The following is a 14,944-nucleotide window of genomic DNA, read 5'->3' as shown; positions in this document are numbered from 1 at the left end:
GTGACGACCGTTCCCGAGCGCGTCTCTTCCCCCAAAGGAATGGAGCACTCTCACATGATGTCTGTCGGGTTAGCACGTAAGGCCGCCGCGTTCGGCGCTTCGGCCGCGATGCTGGCCGGCTTGGCCGCGGGGCTCGTCGCGAGTCCGGCCCAGGCCGCCACCGCCGCCACGGCCTCGGCCGCCGGCAAGGCGGCGGCCAAGCCCGCGTCCAAGTCAAGGGCCTCGGTCTCCACGCCGAAGGCCTCGCCCCGTGCTCACGACGGCTCCTGCCCGGTCAAGGTCGACTTCTCGGCCAAGATCAGGGTGCCGGTCAAGGGCAAGACCGTGCTGGCCTACCGCTGGCTGCACGGTGACGGGTCCAAGAGCAAGGTCAAGGTGGTCCGGCTCAAGGGCAAGGGCACCAAGACGGTGACGGTCAGGCAGTCCATCACCTTCAAGGAGGACGTGAAGGGCTGGGAGGCCGTACAGGTCCTCGGTCCGAGGAAGTTCACCTCGAAGAAGGGCCGCTTCTCCGTCTCGTGCGAGCAGCCGCGGGACGACGACAAGGTGCGCACGCACCTCGACCGTACGGTCTCGGCCACCGCGTGGGCGAGCCCGAGCAGGTACGTCGGCCCCTGCACCCCCGGCGACAAGATCGACTTCGTCGGCCGCATCGAGACCAACCGCCCGACCTGGGTGCGTTACCGCTGGGTGCTCAACGGTGACGTGGTCGACTACGGCAAGATCAGGGTCCGCGACTCGCGCCGGGTCGGCTTCGGCATCTCCCCGCGCCACAGCGGCGAGGGCTACGCCCAGCTGCAGGTCCTGGGTCACGACGGCGCCTACTCCAACCGGGCCTACTACAAGGTCTGGTGCAAGGACTCGGCTCCCGAGATCCCCAGGCCGGTGACCAAGGTCTCCGCCAGCGCCACCGTGGTCAGCCTCAACTGCGCGGTCAACGCCTCCGCGGTCGTCACCTCGACCGGCGCCGGCCGGGTCGGCTACGTGTGGAAGCTGAACGGCAGCGTGGTGACCAGCGGCGACACCTACTTCGGTCGTAACGGCGGGTCGAAGTCGATCTCCGGCTTCTCCTCCCCGCTGAGCGGCGACGCCCGCAAGGGCGGCACGGTGACGCTGTCGATCAGCGGCCCGAACAACAGCGACCACGTCGTCAAGTCCTACAGCGCGTGCGAGGCCTCGGCCCCGGCGCCGACGGTGACCCCGACGCCGACGAAGACCCCGGAGCCGACGGCTCCCGCGGCGTCGTAGGGATCCGACACGGGATCCGACACCGGATCTGACACCGGATCTGACACTGGATCTGACACTGGGGCGCCGTAGGCGAGTGGGACGGCGCCTCCAGCACGACGAACCGGGTGGCACCCTCGGGCGCCACCCGGTTTTCTGGTTGCCACTACCGCGCTTTGCACAGTAGTGTGCTTCGCGTGGACAGCAGCCAACTGCTCAAAGGCGTGCTCGACCTGGCCGTGCTGGCCGTGCTCAAAGAACGTGACGGCTACGGCTACGACGTCGTGCGCCGGCTCAGGGAGGCCGGGCTCGACGAGGTGGGTGACGCCTCGGTCTACGGCACGCTGCGCCGCCTGTTCAAGGCGGGCGCCCTGACCTCATACGTGGTGGCCTCCGACGAGGGGCCGCACCGCAAGTACTACGGGCTCAACGACGTCGGCAGGCAGATGTACGCCACCTCGGCCAAGACCTGGGCCTCGTTCTCGGCCACGATGGCGACCCTGCTCAAGGAGGAACGAGAATGACCCCCGAACAGTACGCGCAGGCCGTACGTGAGGCCCTGGCGGATCATCCCGAGCGGCACGAACTGCTCGAAGACCTCGACGACCACCTGGGCGAGATCGCGGCGGAGTCGGACCTGCCGCTGGAGGAGCGGCTGGGCCCGCCCGGGGTCTACGCCGACGAGCTGGCGGCCGCCTACGGGGAGCGCCCTGAGAGCGGCGGAAGGCGCCGTACGGCCGCGCGCGAGTGGGGACGCAGGGTCGGAGCCCGTCTCCGGGTCTCCGCGGCCTACGGCGGCTTCACGGCCTTCCTGCCGGAGCTGCGGCCCGGCTGGTGGGTGCTGCGCGGCTACCTGCTGGCCATGGTCGTCGTGTCCCTGGCGGCGCAGGTGCGCCTGGTCCCGATGACCCCGAGCGACTGGGCCGTCGTGCTGGCGGGAGTCTTCGCCTCGGTCTGGTTCGGGCGGCGGGCCAGGAGCCGGCTGGTGGTGCTGGTCGCCGTGGCCGCGAACGCGGTGGCCGCGCTGGCGTTGTTCACGGGCATGGTGGAGGCGGGGGGTCTCACGACGCCCGAGCCCAGCCCGGCGGTCGCCACCGCCATCCCGATCGGGCGCGTCTACGTGCGGCAGGCCTCCTCCGACGGGGTCTACAACCTGCGGCCGTACGCCAAGGACGGCACGCCGCTGACCGACGTCTACCTCTACGACCAGGACGGCAGGCCGTTCACGACCACGCCTGAGGACTACGGCTACCAGGTGGACAGGGCGTGCGGCGCCCCGGTGCTCAACCGCTACCCGCTGCCGCTGATCAAGGGTGAGGCGGCCATGGAGGCGGAGGTGGGCGCGGAGATGGAGACGCCCAAGCCCTCGGCGTGCCCGTCGGCCGCCCCGTCGGCGCGTCCGTCGGAGGGGCCCACGGTCACCGCGACCCCCGCGCCCGAGAAGGGCGACTGATCGGGCACCATCGGTGCCATGAGCTTCGTACCTCCCGGCACCGGCTGGCCCGACGACCCCGCGACCGCCGACACCCCCGTGGCGCTCGGCCCGGCGGACGTGCGCCGCATCGCCGCGGAGTGCGGCACCCTCGCCGAGCTCACGGCCGCGCAGTCGGTCTGCCGGGCGTGTCCCCGTCTGGTGGAGTGGCGCGAGGAGGTCGCGCGGGTCAAGCGGCGCGCGTTCGCGGACGAGACGTACTGGGGCCGTCCCGTTCCCGGATGGGGTGACGAGCGGCCGCGGATCCTGCTGGTCGGCCTGGCGCCGGCCGCCCACGGGGGCAACAGGACGGGGCGCATCTTCACCGGCGACAGGAGCGGCGACTGGCTGTTCGCCTCACTCCACCGCACCGGCCTGGCCGCGCGGGAGACCAGCACGTACGCGGGCGACGGGCAGCGCCTCATCGGCACGCGCGTGCTGGCCTCCGTGCGCTGCGCGCCGCCCGCGAACAAGCCGGCGCCGGAGGAGAAGGCCGCCTGCCTCCCGTGGATGGCCAGGGAGGTCGAGCTGGTCGCGCCGCACGTACGGGTGATCGTGGCGCTCGGCGGCTACGCCTGGCAGGCCATGTGGCCGGCGCTCAAGGCCGCGGGTTACGAGCTGCCCCGCGCCCGCCCGCCGTTCGGCCACGGGGCGGAGTACGAGATCCGGCACGCCGGGAGCCCCGTCACCCTGCTCGGCTGCTACCACCCGAGCCAGCAGAACACCTTCACCGGCCGCGTCACCGCCCAAATGCTGGACGACGTCTTCGAAAGGGCCAGGTCACTGGCTGTGTGACGCGTCCCACCACGCCCGGATTGGATTCGCCGAGAGGCCCTGACATATGCTTGTGAATGCTTTCACAAGCACTCCACGAGGGATGGGGCCTCAGGATGAACAAGCACATTTTGATCGTCGGCGGCGGATACGTCGGCCTCTACACGGCGCTGCGGCTGCAGCGCAAACTCCACCGTGAGCTGCGCGGCGGAGAAGTCCGCATCACCGTCATCGACCCCCAGTCCTACATGACCTACCAGCCGTTCCTCCCCGAGGCCGCCGCGGGCAACCTGTCGCCGCGCCACATGGTGGCGCCCCTGCGGCGGATCCTGCCGAAGGTGCACATCCTCAACGGAACGGTCACCAAGGTCGACCATGCGGAGCGCACGGTCACCTTCCAGCCGGCCGAGGGCGAGCCGCGCCAGGTGGCCTACGACGTGATCGTGATGGCCGCCGGCTCGATCTCCCGCACGCTGCCCATCCCCGGGCTCACCGACATCGGCATCGGCTTCAAGACCGTGGGCGAGGCCATCGCGCTGCGCAACCGCGTGCTGCACCTGCTCGACGTGGCCGAGTCGACCACCGACCCCGAGGTCAGGCGCAGGGCGCTGACGTTCGTGGTGGTCGGGGCCGGGTTCGCCGGCGTGGAGGCGCTGGCCGAGCTTGAGGACATGGCCAAGGACTCGACCCGCTACTACCGCAACATCACGCCCGCCGACATCCGCTGGGTGCTCGTCGAGGCCACCGACCGGGTGCTGCCCGAGGTCGGCCCCGAGATGGGCAAGTGGACCCTGGAGCAGCTGCGCGAGCGCGGCATCGACGTCAAGCTGCGCACCCGCCTGGAGTCCTGCGAGGGCGGTCGCGTGGTGCTGTCGGACGGCTCGGAGTTCGAGGCCGAGACGCTGGTGTGGACCGCCGGAGTCAAGCCCAGCCCCGTGGTCAACGACAGCGACCTGCCGCTCGACGAGCGCGGCCGGATCAAGGCCACCGCCATGCTCACCGTCGCGGGCACGCCGGGCGCCTTCACCGCGGGCGACGCCGCCGGGGTGCCGGACGTGACGAACCCCGGCCAGTATTGTGCCCCCAACGCCCAGCACGCGGTCCGCCAGGCCAAGGTGCTGGCCGACAACGTCGTCCGTCACCTTCGCGGGCAGGAACTGGTCGAATACCGCCACAAGTACGTCGGATCGGTGGCCGGTCTGGGCCTGCATCAGGGCGTGGCCAATGTCTATGGCGTCAAGCTTCGCGGATTCCCTGCGTGGTTCATGCACCGGACCTACCATCTGTCGCGGGTGCCGACGCTGAACCGCAAGGTCCGGGTCGTCGTCGATTGGACCCTGGCCCTGTTCTTCAAGCGAGAGACGATCTCACTGGGTGAGATGGAGCACCCGCGCGAGGGCTTCAGGGCCGCGGTGGCGACGACTCGCCGCTAACCCAGGTACGGCAGCGCCCCGGCGATCACCGCCGGGGCGTTTTCGGCACCCCTGGCGCAAGCGGAAGGGGTACCACGGGTGAGTCTTTCAGCGGTCACCGTGCTCGGTGTCGACCGGCCGGGCGTGATCGCCGCCGTAACAGGTTCTCTCGCGGACTGCGGGGCGAACATCCGGGACTCGACCATGACGCTGCTCGGCGGCCACATCGCGATGATGCTGCTGGTGTCGGGCGAGCTCGACTCCGCCGAGTTGCTGAAACGGCTGAAGGTGCCCGACCTGGTGATCAGCGCCTCGGCGGTGGAGGCCCGCCGTCACTTCTGCGACGAGGGCGGCGGGCTGGCCTACGTGCTGACCGTGCACGGCCCCGACCGGCCGGGCATCGTCTCCGCCATCAGCGCGGTGCTCGCCGAGGACAGGGGCAACATCACGGGCATGAGCACCAGGCTCAGCGGACGCCTGTACGTGCTCATCGCCGACGTCGAGCTGCCCAAGGACGTCGACGTGGCGGCGCTCATGCGCCGGCTGGCGGCCACGGGGGCGAGTCTCGACTCCGACATCACCTTCAGACCCGTAGAACCGGATCTCCTGTGACAGGGACAGGAGGAACGGTGCGTGAGGTGCTCGGCGCCCCGCACCCCCTCCTGTCCGCCGTGGCGGAACCGGTGGACCCGACCGACCCCGCGGTCGTGTCCGCCGCGGAGGACCTCCTGGCCACCCTGCGCGCTGAGCGGGGGACGACGGGGCTGGCCGCCCCCCAGATCGGCCTGAGCCTGCGCCTGATCGCCTTTGACGCCGGTCGCCACCCCAGAAGCCGGTCCTGGGCCGGGGAGCTCGTGGTGGCCAATCCACGGCTCTCGCGCGCGGCCCACTGGGACGAGGGCAGGGAGGGGTGCGCGTCCGTCGAGGGGCTCACGGCCGACGTGCGCCGTGCGACGCGTATCACCGTACATGGGCATTTGCCAGGCAGCGGCGAGGCGGTCACCATCGAAGCGGACGCGTTCGAAGCTCGTTGCATTCAGCACCAACTGGACCATCTAGACGGTCTACTCTTCTTGGACAGAGTCCCTGGAGCCCTATCACTTCACCGCAGACTTCACACTTGTGGCGCCTGATGCGAAGTTGTGCTCCTCGGAAGCATGGTCCGTTTCGTATGATTGCGGCGCCCCCGTAGCCCAATGGCAGAGGCAAACCCCTTAAAAGGGTTGACGTGCGGGTTCGAATCCCGCCGGGGGCACTTGCCATCTTCATTGTCCTCGGGTCTCTGACCTGGAGGTTTACCGCGATCGACGGACGGGTCCCGGCCGGCCCTTCTCGGTCGATATCGAGTTGTTATGGAGTTGTCCTGTCACCGGGCGGTCACTGCTGGTGGAGGGCCGGTGCCGTCGGGGCTGTGGGGCCTGTCGGACGGGTGGGTAAGGTCTCGCTCACTGGCTGTTGATGTAGGCGCGCGTTTACCCGGCCGAGCGGTTTTCGTACGCACCGCGATATTGACAACGTGTCCGGTTTCTGCTTTCTCCCGGCCTGCCGGAGTTTCTTTCCGTGAATGGTTGACTACGCTTTACAACCGGCCCTTTTCGGTTCGGGATAACGGCGTTAGTGGACACCGGCCGGCTCCCGGCCCCATCGCAGCCCCATCGCCGTCCCGCCGCCGCCCGATCTCCCGCCCGATCTCCCGCCCGATCTCCCGCACGTCGCCGCCAGGTCCGGCCCCGCCCGCCCGGCGCCCGCCCTCCGCCCGACCGGCACCCTCCCGGCGGGTTTCCCCGCGGACGGGGGCGGGGAACTTCGCGGCGAGGCGGTTCGTTGTGAACCCAGCCGAAGTCCCGAATGAACATCGATCTGAGCGTCTAGTTGACCAAGGTGCCGCCGCGCATCGTAGGCTCGGCGTCACAGGAGGCAGCGATGGAGAGCAAGAACCCCGTATTCAGCAGGTCGCGGCAGCAGGCCGCGACGGGCTGGGGCGGCCCCAGTCCGTCCCCCGAGCAGTTGCAGAACATGTACGACTCCCCGTCGTACGCACCCCCGGCGCGGCCGGCGTTCCGAACCATGACGCTCGACGACGTCGTGGTCCGTGGGTTCATGACCCTCGGCACCCTCGTCGTGGCCGCCGCCGCGGCCTGGATTCTCAACGTGCCCCCGATGGTGGCCATCGGCGCTGCGGTCGTCGCGCTGATCCTGGGGCTGATCGCCTCGTTCACGCAGAGCACCAACCCGGCGCTCATCCTGGGCTACGCCGCGTTCGAGGGCGTCTTCCTCGGCAAGATCAGCGCCGTCTTCGAGGGGATGATCAGCGGCATCGTGATGCAGGCGGTCCTCGGCACGGCGTTCGCCTTCGGCGCGGTGCTGACCGTCTACTCGCTGCGCATCGTCAGGGTCACCCCCAAACTGGTGAAGTTCACGGTCGCCGCCGCCATCGCCGCGCTCGGGCTGATCCTGGTCAACCTGCTCGTCGGCTTCTTCGTCGAGGGCGGTCTCGGCCTGCGTACCGACAGCCCGATCGGCTGGATCTTCAGCGTCGTGATGATCCTGATCGGCTGCTTCTTCCTCCTGCTCGACTTCGACTCGATCGAGCAGGGCGTCAAGCAGGGCGCTCCCGAGAAGTTCGCCTGGCAGTGCGCGTTCGGGCTGACGCTGAGCCTGGTGTGGATCTACCTGGAGGTGCTGCGGTTCATCAGCTACTTCAGCAGTAGCGACTGACCGTCACCACTTACGGTCGTCAGGGGCCTCGCCGTCAAGGCGGGGCCCCTTTCGCTGTGCGATCGAAGATCTACCCGCCGTCACGAAATGATGCCTGGCTCAGGGCTTGCCATTCGCACGTCCATGTTGCAGTGTCAAGCAAAGGACCTTAATCCGCGGAGGTGCCCATGTCCTTGAACCACTCACCGGAGACGCAGACGAAGCTGATAGCAAGGGTCCCAACGATCACGGGACGCGAACTCCCCGAGTGGTTCCAAGCCATCGACAACGGCCCGGCTTTCCTCAGGTGTGACGAGCGGGCCAACTGGCTCGCCGACGAGCACGGGCTGACTCACGGCTACGCCGCCGCCATCGTCCACGAGCACGAGCGGCACCGCCGTAACCGCATGGGCTTCATCTAAGCCCAACCGCCCCCGCGCCCGTGCCGCAAGCGCGGGCGCGTCATCATGAGGGCATGGACATCGACAAGGCCCTCGGCTTTCTCCGCGACAACCACCGAGCGGTCCTGCTGACCCGGCATCGCGATGGGCGCCCGCAGATGTCGCCGGTCACGGCAGGGGTGCAGGACGGTCACATCGTCATCAGCACCAGGGAGACCGCGGCCAAGGTGCGCAACGCCCGCCGCGACTCCCAGGTGTCGCTGTGCGTCTTCACCGACCGCTTCTTCGGCGACTGGATCCAGGTCGACGGCACCGCCGAGATCGTCTCGCTGCCCGAGGCGATGGAGCCGCTGGTCACGTACTACCGCGACATCTCCGGTGAGCATCCCGACTGGGACGACTACCGCGCCGCCATGGTCAGGGACCGCCGCGTCATCATGCGCGTCACGCCGGTCCACGCCGGCCCCGACCGCCACGGCTGACCCGCAACGGCTGACCGGCACGGCTGATCGGGATCGCCGATCGGCGCGGCCGGCCGACGTGGCTGACCGGCCGACGGCCGGGTCGCGTTTCCGCGCCCCGGCCGCTCGTCGCGTGGCCGCTCAGACGCCCGATCGTGCGCCTGGCGTCAGCTCAGGCGCTCGATCACCATCGCCATGCCCTGGCCGCCGCCCACGCACATCGTCTCAAGGCCGATGCTCTTGTCGTGGTGCTGCAGGCTGTTGATCAGCGTCGAGGTGATCCGGGCGCCGGTCATCCCGAACGGGTGCCCGACCGCGATGGCCCCGCCGTTGACGTTGAGCCGGTCGAGGTCGATCCCGAGCTCCCGGTAGGAGGGGATCACCTGGGCTGCGAACGCCTCGTTGATCTCCACCAGGTCGACGTCGTCGATCGCCATGCCGGCCCTGGACAGCGCCATCTTCGACGCCTCGACCGGCCCCAGCCCCATGATCTCGGGCGACAGCCCGGTGACGCCGGTGGAGACGATCCTGGCCAGCGGCGTGATGCCCAGCTCGGCGGCCTTGACGTCGCTCATGATGACGACGGCCGCGGCCCCGTCGTTGAGCGCGCAGCAGTTGCCCGCCGTGACGGTGCCGTCGGGGCGGAAGACGGGCGCGAGGGAGGCGACCTTCTCGTACGTCGTGCCCGCCCTGGGCCCGTCGTCCTTGCTCACCACGGTGCCGTCGGGCAGGGTCGCCGGCGTGATGTCCTTCTGCCAGAACCCGTCGGCCAGCGCCTTCTCGGCCAGGTTCTGCGACCGTACGCCGAACTCGTCCTGCTCCTGGCGGGAGACGCCCTTGAGCTGGGCGACGTTCTCGGCCGTCTGCCCCATGGCGATGTAGACGTCCGGAACGGCGTCGTCCTCGCGCGGGTCGTGCCAGGTGCGGCCGCCCTCGGCGAACGCCTTCGTCCGGCCGCCCGCGTCGAGGAAGACGGGGTTGTGCGTGTCGGGCAGCGAGTCGGAGTTGCCCTTGGCGAACCTGGACACGGTCTCGACCCCGGCCGAGACGAACACGTCGCCCTCGCCCGCCTTGATCGCGTGGAAGGCCATCCTGGTGGTCTGCAGCGAGGAGGAGCAGTAGCGGGTCACGGTGGTGCCGGGCACGTTGTCGAGCCCCAGCATCACCGCCACCACCCGGGCCATGTTGAAGCCCTGCTCGCCTCCCGGCAGGCCGCATCCCAGCATGATGTCCTCGATCTGGGACGGATCGAGCTGGGGCACCTTGGCCAGCGCCGCCTGGATCATCTGCACGGTCAGGTCGTCGGGCCTGATCTCCTTCAGCGAACCCTTGAAGGCTCGTCCGATCGGGGAACGCGCGGTTGCGACGATGACTGCCTCGGGCATGGCCCCTCCTCTGTCGGCGCTAATTGTAGAACTATATTCCAGTTCACCACGCGCGGCCCGCCCGGCCCATCGCTTATCCGTACATACCCGGCGCCGTCGCTGTGTGGTCATTGACCGCGTGCACGGCGCCCTTCTCGTCGCGCCACAGCCGCCAGCCGTCCTGACTGCCCGTGAACCAGGGCGGCGGGGCCGTGGCGGGGGAGATCCGCTGCCCGGTGGCGAGGTCGTACTCGCAGACGGCGGCGGTGGCGTAGAAGCCGGGCGCCTGCCCGCGCAGCGGCAGCGGCTTGGGGTCGGTGACGCAGAAGGACCAGCCGCGCTCCTCCTCCACCGGCACGGGCCGGCCGGAGGCGATGTCGAACGCCGTGCCCTTGGCGCCGTGCTTGAGGAAGCCGAGCCGGTCCATCCCGTCGGGGAAGGCCAGCCACCAGCCGGAGCCGGGCACGTCGGCGGCGGTGATCTGGCCGAGCACCCGGCCGGAGGCCGAGTCGAGCCGGGCGAAGCCGCCGTAGCCGCCCTCGCGGTCCACCGGGCGTACGACGGGGGCGGCGCCGGGGTTGCCGCTGGGATAGACGCGGACGACGGAGGGCCGCATCCAGTTGATCGTCCCGTCGGCGATCTTCACGGAGAAGAGCCCGAAGGCGGACAGCTTCTTGCTCCGCGGGTTCGTGTACGGGGCCACGTAGCCGACCAGGTCGTCGCCGGTCGAGCCGAAGGCCCAGCCGCCCGACAGATCGATGCCGGGGCCGAGCGCCTGCTCGATCGGCTGCTGCCACTGCAGCTTGCCGGTCTTGAGCTCGTACGACTCCACCATGGGGTTGGTGGCCAGCCGCAGCAGCAGCACCCGGCTCTCGTCGGACCACTCGACCTCGGAGATCCCCGGCAGCTTCCATAGTTGCTTGCCGGTCGCCGGGTCGAGCACCACCATGCGGGCCTTGGCCAGGGCGGTGTGCTCCGACAGGCACACGTACGGTCCGCACCGTTGCGGCCCGAACGTCGAGTGCACGGGCCTGGACCACTTCTGCGCGCCCGACAGGGCGTCACGGGCGACGAGGGTGGCGTTCCAGCGGCCCTTTTTGCCCGGGTCGAGCGCGACGATCACGCTGTCGCCGCCGCTCGTCTCCACGATCGCGGGGGTGGAGACCCCCATGCCGGGCAGCCGGCCGGCCATGGTGGCGGGGTGGGCCCACAGGCGCCTGCCGTCGCGCAGGCCGATGGCGACGGTTTCGAGGGCTCCGCCGGGCTTCATCGAGGTCGTGGCGACCACCCCGCCGCCCACGGCCATCCGGCTGACGGCGTTGACCTGGCCGTTCTCCCAGGTCGTGAACTTCGTGGTGGCCGCGTCGCTGCCGGAGCAGGCCGTCACGGCGAGGGTTCCGGCGAGGGCGAGGGAAGGTTTCCAGTGGGGCCGGAGCACGGGCAATCCACTCCAAAGTGGGACGAGGAGTGACGGCTCCGACGCGAAGGGTGACCGGCTGGGGGCGTGGTCCCGCCGAGCCGTTCAGGCGTCGTTGACTGGCTCGCCGAGCCGACGGCGGAACAACGTGGCCCACTTCCCGTGCAGGCCCGTCGCCCGCCCGTCGACCCTGGTCGCGGTGACCTCGGTGCCGGGCTCCTCCGCGGCCGTAGCCGCCGCGAGATAGATCGGTTGCAGTGCTTCGCCGCGTGCGGGGCGCGGCTCAGGCCACAGCCCCAACGCAGCGCACACTGACGGTAGCACCGCGTAAGCGGCCTGCGCGTAACCTCGGTCACTTGGATGGAAACGATCGGGTCCGAACATTTCTGTCGGGTTTGTCGCGAACTCCGGGCCAAGGACGTCGGCGAACGCCACCGTACGGCCGCCGGCGTCCACCACCGCCACCGTCTGCGCCGCCGCGAGCTGCCGGCTCCAGCGCCGCGTCACCCAGCGCAGCGGTTGCGCGATGGGCCGCACGGTGCCGAGGTCGGGGCACGTGCCCACGACCACCTCGACCCCCGCGTCCCTGAGCCGCCGCACGGCCTTGGACAGATGTCGTACGGCGGTCGCGGGCGGCGTCTGCGTGATGATGTCGTTCGCGCCCACGAAGATCACCGCCAGGTCGGGCTCCATCGCCAGCGCCACGTCCACCTGCTCGGCCAGCTCGGCCGAGGGCGCGCCGGACTTGCCCGCGACCACCAGGCGCACCGGGCGCTCGGCGACCGCGGCCAGGCCGTTGGCGAGCAGGACTCCGGGGGTCTTGGCGGGGTCGGTCATGCCCAGGCCCACGGAGGTGGAGTCGCCGAGCATGGCCATTTTGAGTGGTTCGCCGGGAAACGCCCCGTACAGGCCGTCGGCGACGGGCCCGTCGAGCCCGTGAGGCCGGCCGATGGCCTTGCGCGCGAGCAGCCCTTCAGCGATCAGCAGCCCGTACGCCGTGGCTCCGAGAGCCGTGAGGCCGCCTCCACCGAGTGCCGCCGCCGTTGCGATCTTCCGCGCCGCGCGCGCCATGCCAGCTGGCCAGACCACGTACGTGCCCTCCCCGGTCGAACTCGGCGGTAGCGTTTGCTTGAAAAGTAGCCGAGGGCCTGCCACCCCCACCGGACCTCGGCCGTCGGCAAGCTGATCAAGCTTCGGCAAAGAAGGTGAACACCTCGGTGCGCGTTTACGATTCCCTGGTCGACCTCATGGGGAACACCCCGCTGGTCCGGCTGCACAAAGTCACCGCGGGAGTTCCCGCCCAGGTGCTCGCCAAGGTCGAGTACTTCAACCCGGGGGGCTCGGTCAAGGACCGCATCGCGGTCCGCATGATCGAGGCGGCGGAGAAGTCGGGCGAGCTGCGCCCTGGCGGCGTGATCGTGGAGCCCACCTCCGGCAACACGGGGGTGGGGCTGGCCATCGTGGCCCAGCGCAAGGGCTACCGGTGCCTGTTCGTGGTGCCCGACAAGGTGGCCCAGGACAAGATCTCGGTGCTGCGCGCGTACGGGGCCGAGGTCGTGGTCTGCCCGACCGCCGTCTCGCCCGACCACCCCGACTCCTATTACTCGGTCTCCGACCGGCTGGCCCGCGAGGTGCCCAACGCCTGGAAGCCCGACCAGTACTCCAACGTCAACAACCCCGACTCCCACTACCACTCGACAGGTCCAGAGGTGTGGGAGCAGACCGAGGGCCGGGTCACGCACTTCGTGGCCGGCATCGGCACCGGCGGCACGATCAGTGGCACCGGGCGCTACCTGAAGGAGGTGTCCGACGGGCGGGTGAAGATCATCGGGGCCGATCCCGAGGGCTCCGTCTACTCCGGCGGCTCCGGGCGCCCCTACCTGGTCGAGGGGGTCGGCGAGGACATCTGGCCGGCCACGTACGACACCGAGGTCTGCGACGAGATCATCGCGGTGTCCGACAAGGAGTCGTTCAACATGACCCGCAGGCTCGCCCGCGAGGAGGGGCTGCTGGTCGGCGGCTCCTGCGGCATGGCCGTGGTGGCGGCGCTGCGGGTGGCGGCCAAGGCGGCGCCCGACGACGTGGTGGTCGTGCTCCTGCCGGACGGCGGCCGCGGCTACCTGTCGAAGATCTTCAACGACGACTGGATGGCCGACTACGGCTTCCTGACCACCTCGTCCGAGGAGGGCCTGGTCGGCGACGTGCTCGCGCGCAAGCGGCCGGGGCTGCCGGAGTTCGTCCACGCCCACCCCCACGAGTCGGTCGGCACGGCCATCGCGATCATGCGCGAATACTCGGTCTCCCAGCTCCCGGTCATGAAGGAGGAGCCGCCGGTCATGGCGGCCGAGGTGGTCGGCTCCATCGTCGAGCGCGACCTCCTCGAAGCGCTCTATCACGGCAGGCTCTCCTCCGACGACCCGATCGCCGATCACATGTCCGCGCCGCTACCCACGATCGGCAGTGGTGAACCTGTGGCGCGTGCGGTGGAAGCGCTGGAGAAGGCCGATGCGGCCGTTGTGCTGGAAGACGGCAAGCCCTCCGGCCTGCTCACCCGGCAGGACCTGCTCGCCTTCCTGGCCAACCACTAGGGCTTCAAGATCGACTGGATCACGGTGCCGAGGCCCTCGCCGCCGCGGCCCTCGGCGTCGGCGCGCTCGAACAGCCGCCGCAGCGCCGTCGGCACCGTGATCTCCACCCCGGCCTCCGCCAGCGCCTCCACGGCGTGGCCGAGGCCGACGGCCTGCATGTGCAGGGAGTTCAGCTCGCCTGGATAAGAACCGGCCGCGAATTCCTCGGTCAGCTGCCTGACGAACCCCATGGGCCCGTCACCACCCAGCTGGGTGAACGTCTCCCGCGCGAACGGCAGGAACACCTCCGGCGCCACCCCGGCCGTGCGCAGCAGCGCCATCGCGTGCATGTAGCTGGTCAGGCTGGACCAGAAGATCAGCAGCTGCGCCTGGTAGAACATCATCGCCAGGCCCTCGTCGGCCCCCACGTAGGAGACCTCGCCGAGCGCCTCCAGCACGGGCGCGTGCCGGTCGAGCACGTCCTTCTGGCCGCTGTAGAACGTGTACGCCCCCGGCTGCCCGATCCCCGGCGGCGGCACCATGATGCCTCCCGTGATCAGCGTGCCCCCGCGCTCCGCCACCCGGCGGGCCGCCGCGCGCAGCTCGCCGGGACTGCCCGAGCTGAGGTTGACCACCACCTTCCCGTCCAGCCGGGCGTCGCCGAAGCTGTCGTCCATCGCCTGGTAGCCGATCTGGCTCACCACCAGCAGCTCGCCGTCCACCGCGCTCGCCGACCGCCTGGCGCCCTTCGCCACCAGCGGGTCCGCCTTGCTCGCCGTACGGTTCCACACCGCCACCTCATGGCCCGCGGCCAGGAACGTCTCGGCCATCTTCGACCCCATCGGGCCCAGTCCCACAACCGTCACTTGACTCATGCCGCCCACCATCGAGCAGGCCGCTACGGAATTCCTTCGGCTCCGCCACGGGTTGGCATGGACGTGCTGCGTTTCGAGGTTCTGGGGCCGTTGCGAGTGGTGGCCGGCGACGGCTCGCCGGTGCGCGTGCCCGAGCCGAAGGTGCGCGCGCTGCTGGCCGACCTGCTCGCGCACGGCGGCGGTCCCGTGCCGGCGGACCGGCTGATCGACGACCTGTGGGGCGCCCGGCCCACCCGCAACCCGGCCGGCACCCTCCAGGCGCGCGTCTCCGAGCTGCG

The 14,944-nt window shown here is 70.1% G+C and carries 16 protein-coding genes and 1 tRNA gene; 13 read left to right on the top strand and 4 right to left on the bottom strand.

Features of this window, described 5'->3' with window-relative positions; genetic code table 11:
* The first annotated feature begins 54 nt into the window (after window positions 1-54).
* The 11 genes from ABFX54_RS25820 to ABFX54_RS25775 all read left to right on the top strand — a co-directional run bounded on the left by ABFX54_RS25820 (window position 55) and on the right by ABFX54_RS25775 (window position 8,464).
* A complete protein-coding gene (locus ABFX54_RS25820; protein ID WP_346108821.1) occupies window positions 55-1,248 on the top strand; it encodes a hypothetical protein in 1,194 nt (397 codons plus the stop codon).
* Window positions 1,249-1,424: 176 nt separating this feature from the next.
* A complete protein-coding gene (locus ABFX54_RS25815) occupies window positions 1,425-1,751 on the top strand; it encodes a PadR family transcriptional regulator (protein ID WP_346108819.1) in 327 nt (108 codons plus the stop codon).
* Window positions 1,748-2,680, top strand: coding sequence for a hypothetical protein (locus ABFX54_RS25810; protein ID WP_346108818.1), 933 nt, complete (start codon window positions 1,748-1,750; stop codon window positions 2,678-2,680). Before ABFX54_RS25815 ends, ABFX54_RS25810 begins: the two co-directional genes overlap by 4 nt.
* 18 nt (window positions 2,681-2,698) lie before the next feature.
* Window positions 2,699-3,493 carry a uracil-DNA glycosylase gene (locus ABFX54_RS25805; RefSeq protein ID WP_346108816.1) on the top strand — a complete coding sequence of 265 codons (795 nt, stop codon included), beginning with the start codon at window positions 2,699-2,701 and terminating at the stop codon, window positions 3,491-3,493.
* Between the two features lie 95 nt (window positions 3,494-3,588).
* Window positions 3,589-4,905: an NAD(P)/FAD-dependent oxidoreductase gene (locus tag ABFX54_RS25800; protein ID WP_346108814.1), complete on the top strand. Its 1,317-nt coding sequence runs from the start codon at window positions 3,589-3,591 to the stop codon at window positions 4,903-4,905.
* Window positions 4,906-4,983: 78 nt separating this feature from the next.
* Window positions 4,984-5,496, top strand: a complete 513-nt coding sequence (locus ABFX54_RS25795; protein ID WP_346108813.1) for a glycine cleavage system transcriptional repressor — start codon at window positions 4,984-4,986, stop codon at window positions 5,494-5,496.
* Window positions 5,493-6,017 (top strand): peptide deformylase, encoded by a 525-nt coding sequence (locus tag ABFX54_RS57035; RefSeq protein WP_357855124.1) that lies wholly within the window; start codon window positions 5,493-5,495, stop codon window positions 6,015-6,017. Before ABFX54_RS25795 ends, ABFX54_RS57035 begins: the two co-directional genes overlap by 4 nt.
* Before the next feature lie 49 nt (window positions 6,018-6,066).
* Window positions 6,067-6,139: transfer RNA gene (locus tag ABFX54_RS25790), tRNA-Leu, on the top strand.
* A gap of 668 nt (window positions 6,140-6,807) precedes the next feature.
* Window positions 6,808-7,602, top strand: coding sequence for a Bax inhibitor-1/YccA family protein (locus tag ABFX54_RS25785; RefSeq protein ID WP_346108811.1), 795 nt, complete (start codon window positions 6,808-6,810; stop codon window positions 7,600-7,602).
* Between the two features lie 167 nt (window positions 7,603-7,769).
* On the top strand, window positions 7,770-8,003 hold the full coding sequence (locus tag ABFX54_RS25780) for a DUF4287 domain-containing protein (RefSeq protein WP_043628756.1): 234 nt from the start codon (window positions 7,770-7,772) through the stop codon (window positions 8,001-8,003).
* Between the two features lie 53 nt (window positions 8,004-8,056).
* Window positions 8,057-8,464 (top strand): PPOX class F420-dependent oxidoreductase, encoded by a 408-nt coding sequence (locus ABFX54_RS25775; protein WP_346108809.1) that lies wholly within the window; start codon window positions 8,057-8,059, stop codon window positions 8,462-8,464.
* Window positions 8,465-8,610: 146 nt separating this feature from the next.
* On the opposite strand, the gene ABFX54_RS25770 is transcribed toward ABFX54_RS25775, so the two are convergent.
* The 3 genes from ABFX54_RS25770 to ABFX54_RS25760 form a co-directional block, all read right to left on the bottom strand.
* Window positions 8,611-9,828 (bottom strand): acetyl-CoA C-acetyltransferase, encoded by a 1,218-nt coding sequence (locus tag ABFX54_RS25770; RefSeq protein WP_346108808.1) that lies wholly within the window; start codon window positions 9,826-9,828, stop codon window positions 8,611-8,613.
* Between the two features lie 73 nt (window positions 9,829-9,901).
* Window positions 9,902-11,245, bottom strand: a complete 1,344-nt coding sequence (locus ABFX54_RS25765; RefSeq protein ID WP_346108806.1) for an outer membrane protein assembly factor BamB family protein — start codon at window positions 11,243-11,245, stop codon at window positions 9,902-9,904.
* A gap of 84 nt (window positions 11,246-11,329) precedes the next feature.
* Window positions 11,330-12,313: an SGNH/GDSL hydrolase family protein gene (locus tag ABFX54_RS25760; protein WP_346108804.1), complete on the bottom strand. Its 984-nt coding sequence runs from the start codon at window positions 12,311-12,313 to the stop codon at window positions 11,330-11,332.
* Window positions 12,314-12,441: 128 nt separating this feature from the next.
* Here ABFX54_RS25760 and ABFX54_RS25755 point away from each other — a divergent pair, with 128 nt between their 5' ends.
* The gene (locus ABFX54_RS25755; RefSeq protein WP_346108802.1) at window positions 12,442-13,812 is read left to right on the top strand and encodes a cystathionine beta-synthase; all 1,371 of its coding nucleotides are present in this window, start codon (window positions 12,442-12,444) and stop codon (window positions 13,810-13,812) included.
* On the opposite strand, the gene ABFX54_RS25750 is transcribed toward ABFX54_RS25755, so the two are convergent.
* Entirely contained in the window at window positions 13,809-14,666 is an 858-nt protein-coding gene (locus tag ABFX54_RS25750) for an NAD(P)-dependent oxidoreductase (protein WP_346108800.1), read from the bottom strand. The two genes, ABFX54_RS25755 and ABFX54_RS25750, sit on opposite strands and share 4 nt — an antisense overlap.
* A 57-nt stretch (window positions 14,667-14,723) precedes the next feature.
* Between ABFX54_RS25750 and ABFX54_RS25745 the strand changes: the two genes are divergently transcribed.
* Window positions 14,724-14,944: AfsR/SARP family transcriptional regulator (locus ABFX54_RS25745; RefSeq protein ID WP_428834565.1), on the top strand; the 221-nt coding region annotated here is incomplete at its 3' end.

It is taken from the genome of Nonomuraea maheshkhaliensis (assembly GCF_039529435.1).
In the GTDB taxonomy this organism is placed as follows: Bacteria; Actinomycetota; Actinomycetes; order Streptosporangiales; family Streptosporangiaceae; genus Nonomuraea; species Nonomuraea maheshkhaliensis.
This window is presented reverse-complemented; position numbering and strand designations above follow the sequence as displayed.